The sequence below is a fragment of the Bradyrhizobium sp. KB893862 SZCCT0404 genome (genome assembly GCF_018130885.1).
GTDB lineage: Bacteria > Pseudomonadota > Alphaproteobacteria > Rhizobiales > Xanthobacteraceae > Bradyrhizobium > Bradyrhizobium stylosanthis.
Window position 1 is genome coordinate 754598 of sequence record NZ_JAFCLT010000001.1, and the last position, 19801, is coordinate 774398.

The 19801-nt window shown below is 66.2% G+C and carries 24 protein-coding genes and 1 tRNA gene; 17 read left to right on the top strand and 8 right to left on the bottom strand.

Annotated elements, in window-relative coordinates; translation table 11 throughout:
- Window positions 1-62: 62 nt before the first annotated feature.
- Entirely contained in the window at window positions 63-800 is a 738-nt protein-coding gene (gene lipB / locus JQ617_RS03790) for a lipoyl(octanoyl) transferase LipB (protein WP_212024518.1), read from the bottom strand.
- 81 nt (window positions 801-881) lie between these two features.
- Between lipB and JQ617_RS03795 the strand changes: the two genes are divergently transcribed.
- Both JQ617_RS03795 and JQ617_RS03800 read left to right on the top strand, forming a co-directional pair.
- Entirely contained in the window at window positions 882-1124 is a 243-nt protein-coding gene (locus JQ617_RS03795) for a FliM/FliN family flagellar motor switch protein (RefSeq protein ID WP_008141759.1), read from the top strand.
- A 173-nt stretch (window positions 1125-1297) separates the two neighbouring features.
- A tRNA-Leu gene (locus JQ617_RS03800) sits at window positions 1298-1382 on the top strand.
- 140 nt (window positions 1383-1522) lie between these two features.
- On the opposite strand, the gene JQ617_RS03805 is transcribed toward JQ617_RS03800, so the two are convergent.
- Complete coding sequence (locus tag JQ617_RS03805; RefSeq protein ID WP_212024520.1) at window positions 1523-2344, bottom strand: DUF2182 domain-containing protein; 822 nt, start codon at window positions 2342-2344, stop codon at window positions 1523-1525.
- Between the two features lie 51 nt (window positions 2345-2395).
- Entirely contained in the window at window positions 2396-3025 is a 630-nt protein-coding gene (locus JQ617_RS03810; RefSeq protein ID WP_212024522.1) for a DUF1326 domain-containing protein, read from the bottom strand.
- Between the two features lie 406 nt (window positions 3026-3431).
- On the opposite strand from JQ617_RS03810, the gene JQ617_RS03815 reads away from it, so the two are divergent.
- The 5 genes from JQ617_RS03815 to JQ617_RS03835 all read left to right on the top strand — a co-directional run bounded on the left by JQ617_RS03815 (window position 3432) and on the right by JQ617_RS03835 (window position 7245).
- Window positions 3432-4607 (top strand): lipase family protein, encoded by a 1176-nt coding sequence (locus JQ617_RS03815; protein WP_212024524.1) that lies wholly within the window; start codon window positions 3432-3434, stop codon window positions 4605-4607.
- Window positions 4608-4842: 235 nt separating this feature from the next.
- Window positions 4843-5451, top strand: a complete 609-nt coding sequence (locus JQ617_RS03820; protein ID WP_212024526.1) for a cysteine hydrolase family protein — start codon at window positions 4843-4845, stop codon at window positions 5449-5451.
- 85 nt (window positions 5452-5536) lie between these two features.
- On the top strand, window positions 5537-6613 hold the full coding sequence (locus JQ617_RS03825) for a flavodoxin family protein (RefSeq protein WP_212024528.1): 1077 nt from the start codon (window positions 5537-5539) through the stop codon (window positions 6611-6613).
- Window positions 6614-6717: 104 nt separating this feature from the next.
- Entirely contained in the window at window positions 6718-7047 is a 330-nt protein-coding gene (locus tag JQ617_RS03830; RefSeq protein WP_212024530.1) for a four-helix bundle copper-binding protein, read from the top strand.
- A gap of 9 nt (window positions 7048-7056) precedes the next feature.
- A complete protein-coding gene (locus JQ617_RS03835) occupies window positions 7057-7245 on the top strand; it encodes a hypothetical protein (RefSeq protein WP_212024532.1) in 189 nt (62 codons plus the stop codon).
- A 20-nt stretch (window positions 7246-7265) separates the two neighbouring features.
- Here JQ617_RS03835 and JQ617_RS03840 read toward each other — a convergent pair whose 3' ends face one another.
- Window positions 7266-7523, bottom strand: coding sequence for a hypothetical protein (locus JQ617_RS03840; protein ID WP_063682946.1), 258 nt, complete (start codon window positions 7521-7523; stop codon window positions 7266-7268).
- Between the two features lie 248 nt (window positions 7524-7771).
- On the opposite strand from JQ617_RS03840, the gene JQ617_RS03845 reads away from it, so the two are divergent.
- Window positions 7772-8146, top strand: coding sequence for a hypothetical protein (locus JQ617_RS03845; protein WP_063684780.1), 375 nt, complete (start codon window positions 7772-7774; stop codon window positions 8144-8146).
- A 63-nt stretch (window positions 8147-8209) separates the two neighbouring features.
- Here the strand turns inward: JQ617_RS03845 and JQ617_RS03850 are convergent, their stop codons facing one another.
- Together JQ617_RS03850 and JQ617_RS03855 are read right to left on the bottom strand one after the other, a co-directional pair.
- A complete protein-coding gene (locus tag JQ617_RS03850; RefSeq protein ID WP_212024534.1) occupies window positions 8210-9490 on the bottom strand; it encodes a polysaccharide deacetylase family protein in 1281 nt (426 codons plus the stop codon).
- Between the two features lie 162 nt (window positions 9491-9652).
- Window positions 9653-10423, bottom strand: coding sequence for a polysaccharide deacetylase family protein (locus tag JQ617_RS03855; RefSeq protein ID WP_212025960.1), 771 nt, complete (start codon window positions 10421-10423; stop codon window positions 9653-9655).
- Window positions 10424-10539: 116 nt separating this feature from the next.
- Between JQ617_RS03855 and mgtE the strand changes: the two genes are divergently transcribed.
- From mgtE to tolA, 4 genes are all read left to right on the top strand, one after another.
- Window positions 10540-11961, top strand: a complete 1422-nt coding sequence (gene mgtE, locus JQ617_RS03860) for a magnesium transporter (RefSeq protein WP_212024536.1) — start codon at window positions 10540-10542, stop codon at window positions 11959-11961.
- 374 nt (window positions 11962-12335) lie between these two features.
- Window positions 12336-12653 (top strand): helix-turn-helix domain-containing protein, encoded by a 318-nt coding sequence (locus tag JQ617_RS03865; protein WP_212024538.1) that lies wholly within the window; start codon window positions 12336-12338, stop codon window positions 12651-12653.
- A gap of 121 nt (window positions 12654-12774) precedes the next feature.
- Window positions 12775-13593 carry an aldo/keto reductase gene (locus JQ617_RS03870; protein ID WP_212024540.1) on the top strand — a complete coding sequence of 273 codons (819 nt, stop codon included), beginning with the start codon at window positions 12775-12777 and terminating at the stop codon, window positions 13591-13593.
- A 49-nt stretch (window positions 13594-13642) separates the two neighbouring features.
- Entirely contained in the window at window positions 13643-14644 is a 1002-nt protein-coding gene (tolA, locus tag JQ617_RS03875; RefSeq protein ID WP_212024541.1) for a cell envelope integrity protein TolA, read from the top strand.
- A 187-nt stretch (window positions 14645-14831) separates the two neighbouring features.
- Here tolA and JQ617_RS03880 read toward each other — a convergent pair whose 3' ends face one another.
- On the bottom strand, window positions 14832-15551 hold the full coding sequence (locus tag JQ617_RS03880; RefSeq protein WP_212024543.1) for a DUF599 domain-containing protein: 720 nt from the start codon (window positions 15549-15551) through the stop codon (window positions 14832-14834).
- Between the two features lie 123 nt (window positions 15552-15674).
- Between JQ617_RS03880 and JQ617_RS03885 the strand changes: the two genes are divergently transcribed.
- The 5 genes from JQ617_RS03885 (at window position 15675) to JQ617_RS03905 (ending at window position 18816) form a co-directional block, all read left to right on the top strand.
- A complete protein-coding gene (locus JQ617_RS03885) occupies window positions 15675-16337 on the top strand; it encodes a glutathione S-transferase family protein (RefSeq protein WP_212024545.1) in 663 nt (220 codons plus the stop codon).
- Window positions 16280-16792, top strand: a complete 513-nt coding sequence (locus JQ617_RS03890; RefSeq protein WP_349630593.1) for a YidB family protein — start codon at window positions 16280-16282, stop codon at window positions 16790-16792. The genes JQ617_RS03885 and JQ617_RS03890 overlap by 58 nt, the downstream gene beginning before the upstream one ends.
- A gap of 188 nt (window positions 16793-16980) precedes the next feature.
- Window positions 16981-17184: a hypothetical protein gene (locus JQ617_RS03895; RefSeq protein WP_018647393.1), complete on the top strand. Its 204-nt coding sequence runs from the start codon at window positions 16981-16983 to the stop codon at window positions 17182-17184.
- 156 nt (window positions 17185-17340) lie between these two features.
- Window positions 17341-18333 carry a hypothetical protein gene (locus JQ617_RS03900; protein ID WP_212024547.1) on the top strand — a complete coding sequence of 331 codons (993 nt, stop codon included), beginning with the start codon at window positions 17341-17343 and terminating at the stop codon, window positions 18331-18333.
- Window positions 18334-18375: 42 nt separating this feature from the next.
- A complete protein-coding gene (locus JQ617_RS03905; protein WP_145666537.1) occupies window positions 18376-18816 on the top strand; it encodes a DUF1489 family protein in 441 nt (146 codons plus the stop codon).
- On the opposite strand, the gene panC is transcribed toward JQ617_RS03905, so the two are convergent.
- Window positions 18813-19664, bottom strand: a complete 852-nt coding sequence (gene panC, locus JQ617_RS03910; RefSeq protein ID WP_145666534.1) for a pantoate--beta-alanine ligase — start codon at window positions 19662-19664, stop codon at window positions 18813-18815. The genes JQ617_RS03905 and panC overlap by 4 nt on opposite strands.
- Window positions 19665-19801: the final 137 nt, after the last annotated feature.

Below are 19801 nucleotides of genomic sequence, written 5' to 3' on the forward strand. Positions count from 1 at the left end.
GAACGTAACCGATTCCGCGCCTGCAGAGAACGCGCGAGCTTTAGCTGTCCAGCGGGAAGGGGTCAGACGGCCGCTTCGGGCACCAACGCCTTGGTCGGTCCGAACAGCTCTTCAAAGGCCTGCCGCAGCGCGACGTCGACATCGGCCAAGGTCACGAGCTGGCCGAGATCGACCAGCGAGGTGACGCCGTAGCGGGGATCGGCAACGCCGCAGGGCACGATGCCGGCGAAATGGGACAGCTCCGGCTCGACATTGATGGCGATGCCGTGGAACGAGACCCAGCGCTTCAGCCGTACCCCGATCGCCGCGATCTTGTCCTCGTAGTCAGGTCCCTTGTCGGGCCGCCTGACCCAGACGCCGACCCGGTCCTCGCGCCGCTCGCCGCGGACGTTGAAGGCGGCGAGCGTCTTGAGGATCAGCTCCTCCAGGCTCGCGACATAGGCCCGCACGTCCGGCCGGCGGCGCTTGAGGTCGAGCATGATGTAGGCCACCCGCTGGCCGGGCCCGTGATAGGTCAGCTGCCCGCCGCGCCCGGTGGCGAAGGTCGGGAACCGGGGATCGAGCAGGTCCGAGTCCTTGCCCGAGGTGCCCGATGTGTAGAGCGGGGGGTGCTCGAGCAGCCAGACCAGCTCCGGCGCCTCGCCCGCGGCGATCGCTGCAACGCGCGCCTCCATGGCGGCGACGGCCTCCGGATAGGGCACAGGGCCATCCGAGATTCGCCATTCGACGGGTTCGCCGCCTGCGGCGGAAAACGACGTCAAATCGAGCTCTTGGCGGGGGTTTTGAGGCGAATTAACCATTGGCTAACCATAACGTGGTGATCATCTCGGGAGCAAATGCCAAGTCCTTGGCGTAAGTCTCCAGTTGCGGCGGTCCCGACAGTGCCCACTCTCGATAAAGTCACCGTGGATCTCATGGTCGTCCTCGGGACGACCACGATGCCGATCCATCAAGTATTACGTCTTTCCCGCGGCGCCATCATCGAGCTGGACGCAACCGAGGCCGACGAGGTCAAGGTGCTCGCCAACAACCTGCCGGTCGCCTCCGGCGTCGTGCTGGTCGACCGCAACCGAATCGCGGTCGAGGTCAAGCAGATGCTGCCGCGCACGCAGGGGACGCGGTAGCGCGCTCGGCAGCCGATAGGACCGATCCGGGCAGGGATCGGGATTTTCTTGCCAAGTTTCCTGCCAGGCTTGTGGAATTCAGGGCCTTTGCAGGCTTGTATCCCCCTGATGGATTTGTTAGATCGGCGGCCGCTGATCCGGCCAGCCTAATCACCTCAGGCCGGTATCTTCTTGCGCTCGTGGCGGAACTGGTAGACGCGCTGCCTTGAGGTGGCAGTGGGTAACACCGTGGGGGTTCGAGTCCCTCCGAGCGCACCATACCCTCATCAAGTATTTGATATTTTGTCTCTTTCGTGAGTCCCGCTCGGGATTCGCCTCCTGCCAGCGGCAGTTTGGTCGCTCCGTGGGACTCATGCGAGTCGCTGCTTGTTGCGAGCTCGGCGTCCGCGACCCGCAAATCACCGCGGCAAGGACAGCAGCAGCCAGCCGCCCGCGGCCACGCATCCAATGCCGGCAGCGCGCGCGATCCAGCGTCCGATCGGCGTGAGCTTCTCCAAAAGGACAAGCAGCGCCAAAAGCGCGATCCAGAGCACGTTCATCGCACCGCCGACGAACAGCAGCGCCATCAAGAACCAGCAGCAGCCGACGCAATAGCCTCCGTGCCGAAAGCCCAGCAGCAGGCAGCCTCGCAGGTCGCCGCGAAAGCCGCCGTGGCGCATCAGGAACAGAAACGGCGACTGGCATTGGGCGAGACAGACGTCCTTGAGCGGTGTCCACTGATAGACGCCCGCCGCGATCAGCACGATGGCGCCGAGCAGGTTGCTCGCGATCGCCATCCGGGAATCCAGCAGGGCTGCCCGCTCGATCGCCCATTGGACAAAGGTGGCTGCCAGCGAGAAGCCGCACCAGGCGAGGAGATAGCCGGCGGCAAACCAGCCGGTCGCGGCGAATGGCTTGCCTTGCGCCTTACCCTGCCGGCCGACGCGGGCGTACATCAGGATCATGGGCGCGGCCGAGGGCGCCATCATTCCGACCATCATCACCGCCCACATCAGGAACACATAGGCGAACTCGATCGTTCGCCAGGGTTCACTGGCCGGCAGCATGATTCCGATCCCGGCCGGGATCATGCGGAAGTCGGTCATGTCCATGCCGCCCATGTCCATGTCGTTGGCGAGCCAGAGCACATAGCTCCATGCCAGCGCGACAAGGAGGCCGATCGCGCCGCCGACGATCCAGCGATCGCGTCTCAGCACGGTTTCCAGGGGGCTGTCCGTCATCTGCGAGCGACGTTGGCGGCCCTGATGCGGGGCCGGTCTCGGGAGTTTACGTCACGCCTGGTTCGACCAGCGGATCGGCGCGTAGAGGCCGTTCCTGCCGGAATTGTCCCAGTGCATGCCATGATCGCTGAAGGTATTGCCGGCGGCGCCGACGGCCATCACCATCGCGTCGGGGCTGACGGGATGGCCGATGTTCGCCCACATCTCCCCGCTCGGATGCATGGTTGGCAAGGGATCGACGGACATGTGCAGGATGCCGGGGATTTCCGCGGACCGCGTCTTGCCGTCGATCCGGAACGTGATCGGCACCTTGCGCACCCCGAGGTTCTTGCTGATCAGCGGCGCGAACGCGGCCATCGGGCCGCCGGCACTGCCGGTGAAGATCGCAGCCAGGGCCTCGGTCTGCTCGTCATTGGCGCGCTGATCGATATAGGCGGCCACCGACCAATCTCCGTCCGCCATGACTCCAGGCGCGTGGAGGACGACGAGCACATTCATCCCATCGAGCGCGACATCGCCATACCGGCCACTCTCGATGTGGAAGATCAGCGGTACGTTGCAGAAGCCCTCGGTCGGCCGCGCGGTCAACGGGGGCGCCGCCGACACCAGGCAGGGACACACGATGCTGCAACTGCAATTCTCGAAATAGTCACCGGAAAGGTGCCATGGGACATCCGCCATTGCTCTCTCCCGCCTGGCTGAACCCGATAGATGCTTTCGAATGAGCTACGTAGGGTTGAAAGCTACGCCCCGTGGGGAAGCGCCGCAAGCCGATTCCACCGGCAGATGCCTGGTGTCGTTTCTCGCAAAGCCCAATCGGATCGAGATCGCCGATCGCCACAGTCGACGTGCCGCCGAATCCCGAACGATGGACGCGCCGCGGTTTCGGCCTGCGGATTCTCCCTGCTCACGCAAATGTTCCCCGGAATAGCCCGTCAGGGACGTGGATCGATCGACATCTTATTATTGCAATCCAGTGCTATTACACCCTATAATTGATCAACTCCAAGAGATGCCAAATGTTGGTTGCTGGCTTCCGGGTTCCGAACACGGGCCTGGAGTCGAGCACCTTTGCAGGGAGGGTAGCATGACGCTCAAGCCGGGATTCCAGTTCGCGGAGGCGCAGCTTCTGCTCGAGATGGCGCAGCATGCCTATGCCGGGACACCATCGCTGACCGAGGTGGTGGCGACCTGCGGCGTTCCCCCCGTGCCCGATCCAAGCTCGAACTGGACGATCCGCAAGGACCTCACCCCGACGAGCCCCACGCTGTTGGATAATTACTGGCAGGTCTGGCAGAACCAGAGTGACACCACCCAATACGCAATCGCCGTGCGCGGCACGGTCGCAACTGCTTCCAGCGTATTGGCCGACTTGCTGTTCCCCCTGATCAACGCGCGCTTTGACGTGAAGCTCGGTTCGATCTCGCTGCCGTTCTACCTCGCGCGAGACGAGGGCGACAGCGCGGTAAAAGCGGGCGTGCATTCTGGCTTCGCTCTGAGCTTGATGCTCATGCTGTTCACCACCAATAGCCCGTTGTTCGTGACCTTGGCGCTGCTCGCGCAGCAGGGCAACGACGTCTACATCACCGGGCACAGCCAGGGTGCCTCGATTGCCACGCTGCTGACCTCGCTGGTCCGGCACTCGACGGATGCTTTCAAGGGGCCGGCCTACAAGACCTATACGTTCGCGCCTGCCAAGGCCGGCAACGACCATTACGCATACGATTACGCGCAGCTTGCCGCGGTCGACGGAAACGCCTGGGCGGTGACGTCGACCCAGGACTGGGTGCCGCAGGCGCCGTTTGCGCTGGAGTGGATATCAGACCTCAACACGCCAAATCCGCTGCGTGGGTTCGGCGGCAGTCCCGATCCCGAGGCAATGATCACGCTCGGCAGCGTGGCCGCCGACGGTCAGGCCGCGGTCAATCGCGTTCGCGACGATGCGGTGGGACGGCTCAAGCAGCGGGTCGAGAGCCTGTCCCGAAGACTGACATCCGAGACGATCCATTTGAACACCGCCGATCTCGGCGCGCCGACCGCCGCACCGATCACGGGATCGACGATCTCGGACGTGATCCAACAGATCCTCGACCAGATTCAGGCTTCGCTGAATTATGCAGACGCCGGCGCGCTGCTGCCGCTCTTCGCCACCCCGGGCGGCAATCCGAGCGACGGGACGCCGGGATGCCAGAAGCTGGACTATTTCTGGCAGCACCACCTCGGCAACTACCTGAAATACATGAAGCAGCAGTACGGCGGCTGAGCCGACAAAGACTGCGTGCGCCCTTCGGGCGCTTGCCCGCCGGTCAAAACGACCGGCAGGAAGATGCTGTCGTACATCGCGCTACGAGCGGATGAGGCGCTTTCGCTCGAGTTCCGGGCGAGGGCGCTTGACCCGTCGCAACGATCCGTTTGAGGAACGATAGCCGTCGGCATTGCATTTCCGTCGGGAAACGCGCCGCGGAGATGCCGCGGCCATCGGCTGGCAGTGGAGGATCATGAGAGACAGCGCGTCGGAGGTTGCCGGCATCAGGGACGCCGTTCACCTCTGCATCGACATGCAGAACATCTTCGCTCCCGGCGGCTTGTGGGCGACACCGTGGATGGAACGCGTGCTGCCCACCATCGCCGCGATCGTCGCGCACCACGAGGCCCGAACGGTCTTCACGCGCTTCATCACGCCGGAGGATCCCCAAGATCGTCCCGGCCAGTGGCAGAGCTATTTTCGTCGCTGGCAGCAGGCGACCCGCAACCATCTGCCGCCATCCGCGCTCGAGCTCGTGCCGGCCCTGCAGCGGTTCGTTCCACCGGCCGCCGTCGTCGACAAGCCGGCCTATTCGGCGTTCAGCAATCCTCGCCTTGCAGGCTTGCTGCGGGACAAGAATGTCGGCACGGTCGTGATCTCAGGGGCGGAGACGGACGTGTGCGTGCTCTCGACGGTGCTGAGCGCGGTCGATCTCGGCTTCAGGGTCGTCATCGTCGAGGACGCGCTGTGCAGCTCATCCGACGTCGGGCACGATGCGCTGATGACCATGTATCGCACCCGCTTCCACGGGCAGGTCGATCTCGTGACCGCGGAGGAATTGGCGGAGTTCTGGCACGAGTAGGGCGGCCCGCGCCCAGTCACCGCGCGCATTGGAACTGTGAGCCGCACCTCAAGTTGGTCGCAGGACCGATTGGTGAGGTGCCGGCATGACGGAAGTCGACGTTCGCAGGGGAATGCCGCCCGTCAAATTGTCGCGTGCGGAGTTCGAGAGAAGCTACCGGAGCCGGTTCGTCGACCCCGCCTTCGCGCCGCTCCAGCGCGAGCTCGATGCAATCGTCAGCGCCGCCTGGGACGCCTACAGTCATTCGCGCAAGGCGCCGCTGACGCGCAAGGCGGGCGCGGGTTTTTCAGATCCCGATTACGAGCTCGCCGTCGATTGGCTGGAGGCACGCGCCGCTGTGCTGGCGGCGCAGCGACGACACGACGATGCCGGCGAGACCCCGCGCATCCTCATCATCAACGGTTCGGCGCGCAGCGAGCACACCTGTCCCGGCGAGATGTCGAAGACCTGGCGCCTGGTGAAGCTGGCGGAGCCCGTCTTCGTCGAGATGGGATTTGCCGTCGACATCCTCGATCTCTCTCGCCTGGCTTCCGAGTTCGGCAAGAGCATCCATCCCTGCAAGTCCTGCGTCGGAACGGCGATGCCGCTGTGTCACTGGCCGTGCAGCTGCTATCCGAACTATTCGCTCGGCCAGACCGGCGACTGGATGAACGAGATCTATCCGCTGTGGGTTGCCGCCCACGGCATCCTGATCGTGACGCCGGTGAACTGGTATCACGTGCCGTCCGGGCTGAAGGCGATGATCGACCGCATGGTCTGCGCCGACGGCGGCAATCCCGATCCGACCTCGACCCACGGCAAGACCGCCACTGAAGCCAAGGCGATGGAGTTGAAGGGCTGGCCCTATCCGCGCCATCTCGCCGGCCGCTATTTCGGCGTCGTCGTGCACGGCGATGCCGTCGGCGCCGAGGGCGTGCGCCGCGCCTTGTCCGACTGGCTCACCGACATGGAGCTGATCTCGGCCGGCCGCTTCGCCGAGCTCGACGGCTATGTCGGCTACATGGAGCCATACGCGACCTCGCACCGCGCGCTCGATGATGACGACGAATTCCAGCAGGAAGTGATCAATGCGGCGCGGGCGCTCGGCAACGCGGTCCACCTCGCGCGGGCCGGACGCCTTGGGGAACCCGGTGCCGGTCTGCAGGATCCCAATCCGAAATGAACTGAGCGCCGCATCAGCTCACAATCGCCTCTGAACCAGGAACGAATGACAGCGCCTCGCCTTGGTTGAGCGGGGCCGCACCGCTGCGCAACCGGAGAGAACCGATGGCTCAATCGGAAGAGATGACGCGCTGCATCGCGCAGTGCATGAGCTGCTACCAGACCTGCCTCGGCACGGCGATGAACCATTGCCTCGAGACCGGCGGCGAGCATGTCGAGTCCAAGCATTTCCGCCTGATGATGGCCTGCGCCGAAATGTGCCGGACAGCCGCGCATTTCATGCTGATCAACACGCCGCATCACCGGCATACCTGCGGCGAGTGCGCCGAAATCTGCAGCGAATGCGCCGCGGACTGCGAGCGGATCGGCGGCATGGACGAATGCGTCGCGATGTGCCGTTCCTGTGCCCAATCCTGCCGCGCGATGGCGGCCTGAGGACAACCCATGCTGGAAGAGAAACTGAGGGAAGCCATCGTCGGCGAGCTGGAACGCCAGGCGGCCGACCGGCCGCAGGCGCTGAAGGTCCAGGGCGCGCGCGATGCAAACCGTTCGGAAGAGCTGACCGTCAACGGCAGGATCGACCTTGCCGCCCTGGTGATGGTGATCGCGGGTTCGGTCGCGGGCGGACCCTAGCTCGCCGGCCGGCCCGACCGTCAGCCGTACTCGTCGCCGATCCCGTACTCCTTGTAGATCTCCAGCGGATCGGACTCCGGGAACAGGCGGCATTTGGCCTGGGCGAGGTGCAGGCTCACCGCCGACGCCTCCTTGCCGTTCGCAAGCATCTTGCGGATGTCGTCCATATGCGCGCTCGGCTGGTGCTTCGGCTCGAGCTGCTCGAGCGCGACCAGCGCGGTCGCGAGGGCCTCGGTCAAAACCCATTCGTCGTGGCCCGTGATTCCCTTTTTCGGCATCGGCAGACCCCAGATATGGCGGCACGCCCCAGTCTATCGCGTCTTCCGCCAAATCGCCATTGAGCCGTTGCGGGCGGGAGGGGCGCTGGCTAAAAGGCGGCAAGTTGCCGGGCCTTGGTATCTTTGTTGAAACATTGTTGGCGTAGACGGGCGCCTGCAGGGATCCTGCCGGCAGTTCCGGCCCGGGCCTCCCTGACCCCGCATTCGCGACACGCTTTCCGTTGCGCATCCTCAAGGCTCAAGCCAGCATGGTCTTTCTCAGCTTCGTCTACCGCTTTGTCACCAATTTCGCCTTCATGGCGATGGTGTATTTCAGCCTGAACTTCATGGAGAAATATCAGAACCGGGCGATCATCGCGATCCTGGTGCTGATCTATGCCGGCATGCGCGCGGCCTCGACGCTGCGGGCGTTCTACTTCTACCAGAAGATCGAGAAGCTGGAGGCCGAGACGAAGCGGCTCCAGGCGCCGATCAACGACGGCTCGGGCGGAACCAGCGCGCGCAAGCAGGTCGTCGCCGACGTCGCGCGGCTGCGGCGCGACGGCGAGCTCAAATCCTATATGGACCTGTTCTTCCTGGCGTTGATCGTGCTGCTCTGCGTCGCGGCCATCTTCCGGCAGTAACGGACGCCGCGGCGTCCCGAAGGGATCACCTGACAGCAGCCTGACGCGCCGGCAAGCCGCGCCTCAGGCGCGCTTCTTCGCGCTTGTCGCGACGCGGGTCGGGTGGGCCGTGCCCTTGGGTGCGATGTTCTTGGCCTGCGCACCATGCTTGGCGGCGGCGGGCGCCGCATGCGCGGTGCGGCCAGCGTGAGGCTTGCCGGCCTTGCCCTTGGCGGTCCTGCCCCTGGCCGTGCCGGGCGTCTCGGCTGCCATGGCAAGCCGTGTCGCGGCGCGCCGCGACAAGCTGGTCGACAGCAGCACCTCGACCGAGCCCTCGGGGATCGCGAAGAGATCGCGGCCGGGCACGGGCAGGGTGGATGCGATATCCGCCTGCGCCCTGGTCCGGCGCGGCAGCAGCGGCTGATGCTCGGTCTGCGCGTTGAGGTCGGCAAGGGAAGGCGCCGGCAGCGTCTGGGTCTGTGCGAACACGAAGCCCGGCACGCGCGGCCAGCGCGCGATCGGCGTCGTCTCGGTCGGCGGATGCAGCAGCCACTCCACCGGCGTGGTCGGCGTCGCCGGACGCTCGGCAGTCGCGGGCACCACATGCACGATGCGATAGCCGCGCGCCTTGAGGTCGCGGATGATCTTCGGGAACGCCGCCACGGTGCGGGCCTGGATGTCGTGCAGCAGCAGGATGCCCTTGCCCTTGGCCTCCAGCCGCTGGATCGCGAGCTGATAGACGCGGTCGGACGACACGTGCCGCCAGTCGTCGGCCGGGAAGTCGGCGCTCCAGACCTGGATGCCGCGCGAGATCAGATAGTTCTCGACGGCCTCGGCCCGCATGAGGCCGGGAATGCGGAAGAACGGCGCGAGCTGCTTCGACGGATCGGTCATCGCGGCCGAGGTCCACTGGATGCCGCCGTTGATCTCGGGCTCGAACTTCTCGATTGGCATCCGGTCGAACGTCAGCGGATGGTCCATGCTGTGGGTGCCGACGGTGTGGCCGGCCGCGATCAGCTTGCGCACGCCTTCCGGGTTCGCCTTGGCCTGCTGCCCGATGATGAAGAACGTCGCCTTGATGCACTCGTCGTCGAGCATCTTGAGGATCTGGTTCGAATATTTCGGCAGCGGACCGTCGTCGAAGGTGAGGACGACCTCGTGGTCCTTCAGCGGCAGCGTCTCGCGATACTGCATCGTGCCGATCAGCGGATGCTCGCGCGGATCGACGACGAGGGTGCGGGAGGTCCCGAGCGCGTCCGGATGGCCAGGGCAATCGGCAGCGTAGGCCGCCGGTGCACCGGCGGTCAGCAATCCCAGAAGGACGATCCACGATCGCGTCCGAACAACAACGCTACTTCCGATCATGAACCCGGTCTGCCCTCATGCGCGACTGCCGCCATCATTAGGTCGGAGCTGCACCGAAACGGTTCAGGCGCAAGTCCCCTTCCATCTTTGCATGGCGTAGCATGAACGGACTGTTAATAGGGCCAAAATCACCCCATTTTGCGCCGGCGTGACATTCCGGCATCAGCGCGTGTCGGCGCTCTTCTGTGACGTGCCGGGGACCACGTGAACCACGCGAAAACCGTTGTCTTTCAGGTAGCGCAGGAAGGCCGGCATGATCGCCGCCGTGCGCGCCTTGGGATCATGGAACAGGATGATACCCTTGCCGGCCGCAGCCAGGCGCTCGGTGACCAGCTTCAATTCCTGCTCGGGCGTCATCTCGTTCCAGTCGCTGGCCCAGAGGTCGGCCCCGAACACGACGATGCCGCGCGACTGCAAGAGATCGAGCTGTGCTTGCGTCGCCTCGAAATAGGGGAAGCGGAAGAACGGCGTCGACGGCGTCGTGGCCGAGACCCCGTTGAGCGCCATTTCGTCGGCCGCGATGCCGCGGTCGATCTCGCCCTTCGCCTTCTCGAACGGGATCCGCGCCATGAACGGGTGCGAGAAGGTGTGATGGCCGATGGTGTGGCCCTCGCGCGCGATGCGCTTGACCATCTCGGGGTGCTCGGCGGCGTGCAGGCCGATCAGGAAGAAGGTCGCGCGCACGCATTCCTGCGCCAGCGCCGCCAGCACCTTCGACGTGGTCGGCGGATGCGGGCCGTCGTCGAAGGTCAGCACGACCTCGTGATCGGCCAGCGCCAACGTCTGCGGAAAGCTCTTCAAGCCGACACGCGGCGTGGCCTTGGCGTCGACGCTCAGGATGCGCGAGGTGCCGAGCGCGTCCTTGCGCGGGCACTCGGCAGCCTCCGCAGAGGCGATGCCGGCGAGGGCCGCGAGGACCGCGCCCGCCGACATCGATGTCCATTTCAGCCGAAGCATCTTTGCCATTGCGCTTGGAGTCGCCTTGTGGGTATTGCCTGAACCATCAGCTCAGACCACTCGTTCCAACCTGTCAAACGGCGAGGCGCGCCATGGATGAACATATGGACGGTGCCCCATCCGCCGCGGATTCGGTACTCGACCACGTGCCGATGCGCAATGAAGACGGCGAAATTCGTCACGAATTCGTCGAGGAAATCGCGCATGCGATCGAGGCCGGCGACAGTGTGTCGCTGCGCGCCTGCGTCGCCGAGCTGCACGAGGCCGATCTCGGCGACCTGATCGGGGCGCTGGCGCCCGACGACCGCGTCCGCCTGGTCGAGCTCACGGGCCGCGACTTCGACTTCTCGGCGCTGAACGAGGTCGACGAGAGCGTCCGCGAGGAGATCCTCGAGGAGCTGCCGCCGGAGACGGTCGCCGAAGGCGTCCGCGAGCTCGAATCCGACGACGCGGTCGAGCTGCTGGAGACCCTCGACGAGGCCGAGCAGGAGGAGATCCTCGAGAAGCTGCCCTTGCAGGAGCGCGTCGCGCTCGAGCGCAGCCTGCTGTATCCGGAAAACTCCGCCGGCCGCCGCATGCAGACCGAGTTCATCGCGGTGCCCCAGGATTTCACCGTCGGGCAGGCGATCGACTACATGCGCGAGACGCCGGATCTGCCCGACCGCTTCTACGAGATCTACGTCGTCGACAAGGAGCAGCATTGGCAGGGCGCAGTCCCGCTCGACGTGCTGCTGCGCGCCCGCCGCCCGGTGGCCCTCACCGAGCTGACCGACGAGGACCGCCGCCGCGTTTCCGTCCTGGAGGACCAGGAGGAAGTGGCGCGCATGTTCGGCAAGTACAATCTGGTCGCAGCGCCCGTACTCGACACCCAGGATCGCCTCGTCGGCGTCATCACCGTCGACGACGTCGTCGACGTCATCGAGGAGGAGGCCGACGAGGACCTCAAGGCGCTCGGCGGCGTCACCAGCGACGAAGAGCTGTCGGACACGTTCCTCACCATCGCCCGCGGCCGCTTCAACTGGCTGCTGGTCAACCTCGCCACCGCGTTCCTCGCGTCCTCCGTGCTCGGCCTGTTCGAGGGCCAGCTCGAGAAGATGGTCGCGCTCGCGGTGCTGGCGCCGATCGTGGCGAGCCAGGGCGGCAACGCCGCGACCCAGACCATGACGGTCGCGGTGCGCGCGCTCGCGACCCGCGAGCTCGGCTCCTCCAACGCCTGGCGCGTGGTGGTGCGCGAGTTGCTGGTCGGCCTCGTCAACGGTCTCGCCTTTGCCGTGATCACGGGCATCGCGGCGGTGGCCTGGTTCAAGATCCCGGGCCTCGGCATCGTCATCGGCCTCGCCATCATCTGCAACCTCGTCGCCGGCGCGCTCGGCGGCATCCTGATCCCAATGGCGCTGGAGCGCGTCAGGGCCGACCCGGCGGTGGCGTCCGGCACGTTCGTCACCACGGTGACGGATGTGGTCGGCTTCTTCTCCTTCCTCGGCATTGCGACGTTGTGGTTCGGGTTGAAGTAGGGGCGAGTTTGGGGCCGCTCTCTCCCCGTCATTGCGAGCGCAGCGAAGCAATCCAGACTGTCGCCGCGGAGGGATTTGGGATTGCTTCGTCGCAAGAGCTCCTCGCAATGACGGGGGAGGCGGCGGGGGCAACTCGTGCTCTCGTGTCCCGGGCGCGCTGCAGCGCATAGCGCTGCTGCGCTGAACCGGGACCCAGAACGCGGCACGGTCCACTGGGCAACATGGGCCCCGGCTCTGCAGCGCATCACACCGGACGATGCTTCGCATCGCCGGGCGTGCTGCGCAGCGTCCGGGGCACGAGACCGTCTACGCGACGCCATCATCTTTAATCCGAACTTAAGCGACCTGCCGCATCATCATGCCCGCTTGGGGGAATGGACATGCGGTTGCGGCTGAAGGCGGACGGACGGGTCGTTGAGTTGCGGGATGGACAGGAGTTTCCGGTCCAGCCGCTGGCGGCCGAACCCGCGGCCCATGCTGCCGCTGCCGATACCAGCTCGCTCGCGGTGCGCGATCTTCGCCGCCGCGCTTGCCTGACCCAGATGGAGTTCGCCGCCAAGCTCGGCGTTCCCGTCGAAACCATCCGCAACTGGGAGCAGGGCAAGCGCGCCCCGCGGGGACCCGCCCGCGCGCTGCTGGCCGTGATCGCGCATGCGCCCGACACCGTGTTCCAGGCGCTCGCCAAAGCCTGATACGAACCTCCTGTTAGCATTGCGCTGAAGATCCGGCCCGCCGGCCGCCGACGTCCGTTGGCACCATGACGGGCGAGGTCCATAATCGCGACCGGGGCTGCCGTAACAGAGAGGATTCCTCATGCTGTTCGTCGAGGCCAGTGGCGCAAGGATTCCCGCAATCGGGCTCGGCACCTGGGAGCTGGAAGGGCGCACCTGTGCGCGCGTGGTCGAGCAGGCGCTGCGGCTCGGCTATCGTCACATCGACACCGCCCAGGTCTACGAGAACGAGCGCGAGGTCGGCGACGGCTTGCGCGCCTCCGGCGTGCGCCGCGACGACGTCTTCCTCACCACGAAAGTCTGGACCAATCATTTCGCGCCCCACGACCTGGAGCGTTCGGTCAAGGAGAGCCTGGCGCGCATGCGGCTTCCCAGCGTCGATCTCCTGCTGCTGCACTGGCCCAATCCGCATGTGCCGCTGGCGGAGACGCTCGGCGCGCTGTCGCATGCCAGGCGCATGGGCCTGGCGCGCCACATCGGCGTCTCCAACTTCACGGTGGCGCTGATGGAGCAGGCGGTCGCGCTGTCGTCCGAGCCGCTGGCCTGCAACCAGGTCGAATACCATCCCTATCTCGATCAGGCGAAGGTGAGGGCGGCCTGCGACCAGCACGGCCTCGCGCTGGTTGCCTACAGCCCCGTCGCCAAGGGCCGCATCAAGTCCGACCAGACGCTCGCCGCGATCGGCCGCGCGCATCGCAAGACGCCGGCGCAGGTCTGCCTGCGCTGGCTGGTGCAGCAGAATGTTGCGGCGATCCCGCGCACCTCGCGCGTCGAACGCCTGTCGGAAAACATCGATATCTTCGATTTCGAGCTCGCCGACGACGAGATGACGCAGATCGCCGCGCTGGCCAGCCCGAGGGGCCGCCTGACCGATTTCGGCTTCGCGCCGAAATGGGATTGAGAGGACACTGGGGTATGCTAGGACCGCGACGGCAACCCAAGATCGGTCGATGGAACTGCGGAAGATCATACGGACGGACATTGCGGCGTCGGCGATTGCGCATCTGACGCTGGTGGCGCTGATCATCGTGATCAGCGAGGTCCATCCGTTTCACGCCGCGGCGCCGGAGACCGTTGCGGTCGACATCGTCACGCCCGAGCAGGTCAAGCAGGAAGAGGCGCGAGCGGAGGAGAAGGCCAAGGAAGAGGCCAAGGAGAAGCCGCCGGAGCCGCTCCCCGACCTGAAGCTGCCGAAGCTCGATGCCACCGACAAGTCGGAGCCGGTGTCGAAGCCGGCGGCCAAGCAGCCGGCTGCAGCGCAGCCGTCGCCCGAACCCCAGCAGCAGAAGCCGCCGCAGCAGCAATCGCAGCCACAGCCACAGCCACAGCCGTCACCCGCGCCGAAACCGCGCGAGGCCAACGCACAGCCGCAACAGGCGCAACAGCCGCCTCAGCCGACGCCGCAACAGCCGCCTCAGCAGACCCCGCAATCGCCGCCCCAGGCGATGCCGCAACCGCCAGCAGCGCAACCGCCGCCTGCCGCGATGTCGCAGCCCGAGGCCGCGCCGCCGCCGGCCTATCGGGCTCCGGAGCCCGACGTCACCGTCAAATATGGCGTCATGCTGGGCCTGCCGCCCGAACTGCCGGTCGAGCCGAAGGACGCGCCCAAGGACGACGGGGGCGACTCCAAGGATTCCATCGCCGCGAAGCTTCCGCCTGAAGTCATCGCCGAGCTGCGGCGGCATTTGCGAAGCTGCTCGAAACTGCCGGCCGGGGTCGATCCAACCGACAACGTCCACATCAAGCTGCGCGCGGTGTTCGCCACAGACGGCACGCTGGCGCGCGAGCCGATCCTCATGGCAGCCCCGCCATCCGCCAAGGGCGTGGCCATCGTGAAGTCTGCGATGAGCGCGCTCCAGGCCTGCCAGCCCTACAAGATGCTGCCGCGCGATCTGTACGGGGAGTGGAAGGTGATGGACCTGCCGTTCAGCCCGCGGGATTTTGGATCGTAGCCCTGCCGTAGCCCGGATGGAGCGCAGCGTAATCCGGGGCCGTCGTCGCTCGTGGCGAGATCCCGGATTACGCTGCGCTCCATCCGGGCTACGAGACATCGAGAGAGTACGCGTCATACCCCGTTCTCGTGCCCCGGACGCAGCGCAGCAGCGTTGCACGCTGCGGCGCGTCCGGGACACGGGCGCGTCAATGACCGCGCTTCACCACTCCCGCATCGTCACCCACGACCTCAGGCGCCATCGCCGCCCAGGCACTCGATGCGAACTGCCGCCGCCAGGTCACGATCACCACCGCGGCCGTGGTCACGAACAGCACCCACGGACTGACGAACCAGCCGAGATAGCCGAGCGCGAAGAAGAAGGCGCGCTGGCCGCGGTTGAAATGGCGGCCGGCGGATTCGAAGACGCGCGAGGTGCGGATGACGTGAGCCTCGGCCTGCTGCGTGCCGGCTTGCGAGGCCGGCGGCATGCCGCCGAACAGGATCGCGACGTAGTTGAACAGGCGATAGGCCCAGGCGAACTTGAAGAACGCGTAGACGCAGATCAGCACGAGGCCGACGCATTTCAGCTCCCACATCGCCGGCGAGGTGCTGAGGTCGATCGGCAGCTTGCTCAGAATCGTGATCGCGTCGTTGGTGGCGTGCAGCAGCGCCAGCGCGCCGCCGAGCGCGAACAGGCTGGTGGAGGCGAAGAAGGCGGTGCCGTTCTGCAAGGAGGCCATGATCTGCATGTCGACCATGCGGGTCTCGCGATCGAGCAGGCGGCGCACCCAGACCTCGCGATAGCGGTTCATGCGCGCCGACAGGCTGTCGCGGCCATAGGCCGAATGCTCCAGCGTCAGGGCATAGGCCAGCCATTCGATGATGAAGAAGCCGACCGCGGTGATGTCGACCCAGTGCCTGCTCATGTCTTGCTCCCTCGGGGATCGCAACGATTGCCACGCATGTCCGGGCGCGGCAACGATTGATTGGCGGCAGGCGATGGCGCTAAAAGCAGCCGCACCAGACGGACTTTCGAAGGGATCAGTGACATGGCAACGCTCAAGCTCGCGATCGGCAACAAGAACTACTCGTCATGGTCGATGCGGCCCTGGCTCGCGCTGCGCGCGAACGACATCCCGTTCGTGGAGACCGTGATCCCGCTCTACACCGACAATCCCGCGGACAAGCAGCAGATCCTGTCCTTCAGCCGCGCCGGCAAGGTGCCCGTGCTGGTCGATGGCGAGACCACGGTGTGGGATTCGCTCGCCATCATCGAATACATCGCCGAGCGTTATCCCGAGAAGAAGCTGTGGCCCGACGACGCCGCGGCCCGCGCCCATGCCCGTTCGGTGTGCGCCGAGATGCATTCCGGCTTCGTAGCCCTGCGCAGCGAATGCGGCATGAACCTGCATCGCCCGGTCAGCGCCGTGGCGCTGTCGGCAGACGCCAAGGCCAATGTCGCGCGCATCGAGGAGATCTGGCGCGAGTGCCGCGCGCGCTATGGTGCCAATGGACCGTTCCTGTTCGGCCGCTTCGGCGCGGCGGATGCCATGTATGCGCCGGTCGTGCACCGCTTCCGTACCTATGCGATCGACGTTGCGCCGGACACGAAGGCCTACATGGACACCATGATGGCGCTGCCGGCGTTCCAGCAATGGACCCGCGAGGGGATCGCCGAAACGCTCGTCATCGCGAAGTTCGAGGATGCCTAACCCGCGAATGTGATCGGGCGCCGCTTGACGATCAGCAAGCAGGCGGCGCTCAATCATGCGGCAACCAAGGCTTGGGAGAGGGCGCCATGGGAATCCTGGACTCGCTGGAAAACAATCCCGCGCTCCGCAGCGCACTAGGCCAGCTCGGCGCCGCCGTGCTGCCGGCCGTGCTGAACGAAGTGCTCGGCAGCAACAATCAGGGTGGCCTCAGCGCGATCGTCGCCAAGCTCCAGCAGGCCGGCTTCGGCGACCAGGTCAAATCCTGGCTCGGCAATGGCCACAATTTGCCGATCTCGGCCGACCAGCTCCGCGCCGTGCTCGGCAACGACACCGTCCGCCAGCTCGCCGCGCGCTACAACATCCCGGTCGACCAACTGGGCCAGATTCTGGCCCAGGAGCTGCCCAAGGCGGTGGACCAGGCCAGCCCGCAGGGGCATCTGCCCCATACCGCCTAGGGAGCCGGTTCCAGCGGTATTACCGTGGTCCGCAGGCCTGCTTATCGTCCTGAAAAGACTTACTGATTTGTATATTTACCGGGCTTGCATGAGACTGGTCAAAAACGCCGCATGCGTGCTATACAGCACACGGGTTTCCGGCCGGCCATCGCAGTGGGACCATGGGCGAGGCAGGCGTTGTTTGAGTAATGGAGAGGGTGTTGAAGCACAAATTCCCCGTTGGAACGCGCGTTTTGTTCACGGCCAGCAACGTCGCGCGCCCCGCTGCCAGCGGCTCGTATGAAGTGATCCGCCTGCTGCCGACGGAAGGCGACGATTGCCAGTACCGGATCAAGAGCTCGACCGAAGCGTTCGAGCGGGTCGCCAAGGAAAGTCAACTGGCGCTGTCCTGACGCGCCGACGATCGCGCCCATTGCTTTCGCGGACGAATTTGCTTTGCTCGCCGTTAAAAGGCCCGCTTCGCCTTCACAAGGTGAGGCGGGGGCAGTTGCCGACTCGCGGTGCTCGCTTGACCATTCGCTCTTTGCTCGCGTGAGGGGACGTCGCGCATGAACTGGGCATGGGCCTCTTCGTTCGACCAAATCTGGCGCTCGGCGGCCTTTCCGATGTGGATGACGCTGGCGGCGGCCGGATTCTTCGGATTGATCCTGCTGATCACGCTGCTGCGCGCCGAGAAGTCGGTCGCCAACGGCGCGTTGACCGTCATCACGCTGCTGTCCATCGCGATCGCGGGGGCCGCCATGGTGCGCGTCTACGGGCCGGGCGCGGAGGACGCGCCGACCGAGGCGCGTGCGCAGGCCGCGGTCACCGCAAGCCTGCCGGCGCTGTCCTGTCTCGATGGTCTCGCCGGTGATGCCGTGGCCGCCGGCTGCGAGAAGGCACTGTTCGGCGCGCCCGAGACCGCGGCGGCGGCCGTCGCCTATACCGCGGCCCGGATCGACCGGCTGACCGCGCTCGGCGATGCCGCCACCGCCGACAAGAGCCTGACGCTGGACATGAAGGTGCTGCGCAAGGCGCTCGAGCGCGACCGCTACGGCCTCGTCGCGCAGGTGCTGGTCGCCCGCGACGGCTGCACCCAGTTCGACTGCGCCGCCTTCCGCTCGCTGACCGATCAGCAGCAGGTCGCCGCCAACATGGATTCCCATCTCTACGATACGCTGGTCGCTCGCTACGCGCCGATCTGGAACGCGCCCGCAGGAGCGCCGGCGATGCCCGCCACCGCTGCGCTCGCCGGGCTGCCGCCCACGATGCCGACGGGCAAGCCGACCAATGCCGAATTCCCGAGCGCGTCGTCGACCCCGCCGGTGAGCATCATGAATCCGGAGCCGCCCACCGCGACGACACGCCAGGCCGCCCCTGCCGGTGGCGCTGCGCCGGCGGCGCGTGCGCCGGCCGCCAGCTCTGCGCAGGCCGCAGCTCCCGCGGCACCGGCCGCCAAGAAGCCGCCGGCGCCGAAGGCCGCGCGTGCGCCGGCTCCGGCACCGGTTCCGCTCGCTCCGCCGCCCGCAGCGGCAGCTCCCGCGCCTGCGGATAACGAGTAGTTCGGCATTCCAAATGCGTGGCTGCCCGGCTAATGCTGGGGCATGCCGCTACATCTCATCAAGCTCGCCGTCGGCTGCGACTCCGTCAAGGAATTGAAGGAGTGGGTGGCCGAACGGATGCAGACCGCCAAGAAGAAGGGTCTGCCGCAACATCACATCCACATCACCCGCATGGTGCCCAAGCGTGACGCCGAAATCCTCGGCGGCGGCTCGCTCTACTGGGTCATCAAGGGTGAGATCGCCGCGCGCGAAAAGATCATCGGCATCGAGCCGTTCCGCGACAAGGACGGCATCGGACGCTGCCGGATCGTGATGCAGCCGAAGGTGATCCCGGTCTCGCCGCGGCCGATGCGCCCATTCCAGGGCTGGCGCTATCTCACCGACGATTCGGTGCCGTCCGATCTCGGCAAGTCCGCCGCCGGCTCGATCGCGGCGATGCCGGAGCCGATGCGGCGCGAGCTGCGCGATCTCGGACTGCTCTAAACCGCGATATTGTCGATCAGCCGCGTCGTGCCGAGCTTGGCCGCGACCAGGATCCGCAGCGGCCCGTCCTTGCGCGAAGTCACCTCCGCCAGCGTCTCGGCGTGGCGGACCTCGAAATAGTCCAGCGCAAAGCCGGCCGCCTCGATCGTCTCGGCGCCGCGCGCCATCGCCGGCGCGATGGCTTCGCCCGCCTTGATCCGTCCGGCGCTGTCCTTCATGGCGCGGTAGAGGACGGTGGCGGTCTGGCGCTCCTCGGCCGAGAGGTAGACGTTGCGCGAGGACATCGCGAGCCCGTCGCGCTCGCGCACGGTGCGGGAGCCGATCACCTTGACGCCGAGATCGAGGTCGCGCGCCATCTGCGCCACCACCCGCAACTGCTGGAAGTCCTTCTCGCCGAAGATCGCAAAATCGGGCCGGCATTGCGTGAACAGCTTGCCGACGACGGTGGCGACGCCGCCGAAGAAGTGCGGCCGGAAGCGATCCTCGAGGCCGGCGAGTGCCGGCCCCTCCGGCACGATGCGGGTCGCAAAGCCCTGCGGATACATGGCCTCGACGCCGGGATGCCAGACGATATCGACATCCTCGGCGGCGAGCTTGGCGATGTCCGACTTCCAGGTGCGCGGATAGGCGCCGAAGTCTTCGGTCGGAGCGAACTGCGTCGGGTTGACGAAGATCGACACCACGACGCGACTCGCGCGCCGCTTGGCGAGGCGCACCAGCGACACATGCCCGTCATGGAGGGCCCCCATGGTCGGGACCAGCGCGATCGTGGCCTTCCGCTTGCGGAGATTGTCGGTGGCGCGCCGCAAGCTTGGGACCGTGCGGGCAATCAGGGGGCTTCGTGACATCAGGACTCGGGGGCTGGGGGATCGGTGGGCGCGGTCTGCCGCGCAGCCGGCTAACCTTAACAAGCAGCAGTCGTGGACGCCATGCATGGGGATGCGGCACAGCATCCCGCGCAAGGCCGCGCAGGGCGTCGCGACAT

Coding starts and splice junctions, on each gene's coding strand:
- lipB (WP_212024518.1), bottom strand. CDS start 800: ATGGTTAATTCGCCTCAAAACCCCCGCCAAGAGCTCGATTTGACGTCG.
- JQ617_RS03825 (WP_212024528.1), top strand. CDS start 5,537: ATGACGGAAGTCGACGTTCGCAGGGGAATGCCGCCCGTCAAATTGTCG.
- JQ617_RS03895 (WP_018647393.1), top strand. CDS start 16,981: ATGGAGAGGGTGTTGAAGCACAAATTCCCCGTTGGAACGCGCGTTTTG.
- JQ617_RS03815 (WP_212024524.1), top strand. CDS start 3,432: ATGACGCTCAAGCCGGGATTCCAGTTCGCGGAGGCGCAGCTTCTGCTC.
- JQ617_RS03845 (WP_063684780.1), top strand. CDS start 7,772: ATGGTCTTTCTCAGCTTCGTCTACCGCTTTGTCACCAATTTCGCCTTC.
- JQ617_RS03830 (WP_212024530.1), top strand. CDS start 6,718: ATGGCTCAATCGGAAGAGATGACGCGCTGCATCGCGCAGTGCATGAGC.
- JQ617_RS03870 (WP_212024540.1), top strand. CDS start 12,775: ATGCTGTTCGTCGAGGCCAGTGGCGCAAGGATTCCCGCAATCGGGCTC.
- JQ617_RS03880 (WP_212024543.1), bottom strand. CDS start 15,551: ATGAGCAGGCACTGGGTCGACATCACCGCGGTCGGCTTCTTCATCATC.
- JQ617_RS03840 (WP_063682946.1), bottom strand. CDS start 7,523: ATGCCGAAAAAGGGAATCACGGGCCACGACGAATGGGTTTTGACCGAG.
- JQ617_RS03905 (WP_145666537.1), top strand. CDS start 18,376: ATGCCGCTACATCTCATCAAGCTCGCCGTCGGCTGCGACTCCGTCAAG.
- JQ617_RS03820 (WP_212024526.1), top strand. CDS start 4,843: ATGAGAGACAGCGCGTCGGAGGTTGCCGGCATCAGGGACGCCGTTCAC.
- JQ617_RS03835 (WP_212024532.1), top strand. CDS start 7,057: ATGCTGGAAGAGAAACTGAGGGAAGCCATCGTCGGCGAGCTGGAACGC.
- JQ617_RS03810 (WP_212024522.1), bottom strand. CDS start 3,025: ATGGCGGATGTCCCATGGCACCTTTCCGGTGACTATTTCGAGAATTGC.
- JQ617_RS03900 (WP_212024547.1), top strand. CDS start 17,341: ATGAACTGGGCATGGGCCTCTTCGTTCGACCAAATCTGGCGCTCGGCG.
- JQ617_RS03865 (WP_212024538.1), top strand. CDS start 12,336: ATGGACATGCGGTTGCGGCTGAAGGCGGACGGACGGGTCGTTGAGTTG.
- panC (WP_145666534.1), bottom strand. CDS start 19,664: ATGTCACGAAGCCCCCTGATTGCCCGCACGGTCCCAAGCTTGCGGCGC.
- JQ617_RS03805 (WP_212024520.1), bottom strand. CDS start 2,344: ATGACGGACAGCCCCCTGGAAACCGTGCTGAGACGCGATCGCTGGATC.
- JQ617_RS03885 (WP_212024545.1), top strand. CDS start 15,675: ATGGCAACGCTCAAGCTCGCGATCGGCAACAAGAACTACTCGTCATGG.
- JQ617_RS03855 (WP_212025960.1), bottom strand. CDS start 10,423: ATGTCGGCGGGCGCGGTCCTCGCGGCCCTCGCCGGCATCGCCTCTGCG.
- mgtE (WP_212024536.1), top strand. CDS start 10,540: ATGGATGAACATATGGACGGTGCCCCATCCGCCGCGGATTCGGTACTC.
- tolA (WP_212024541.1), top strand. CDS start 13,643: ATGGAACTGCGGAAGATCATACGGACGGACATTGCGGCGTCGGCGATT.
- JQ617_RS03850 (WP_212024534.1), bottom strand. CDS start 9,490: ATGATCGGAAGTAGCGTTGTTGTTCGGACGCGATCGTGGATCGTCCTT.
- JQ617_RS03890 (WP_349630593.1), top strand. CDS start 16,280: ATGGACCCGCGAGGGGATCGCCGAAACGCTCGTCATCGCGAAGTTCGA.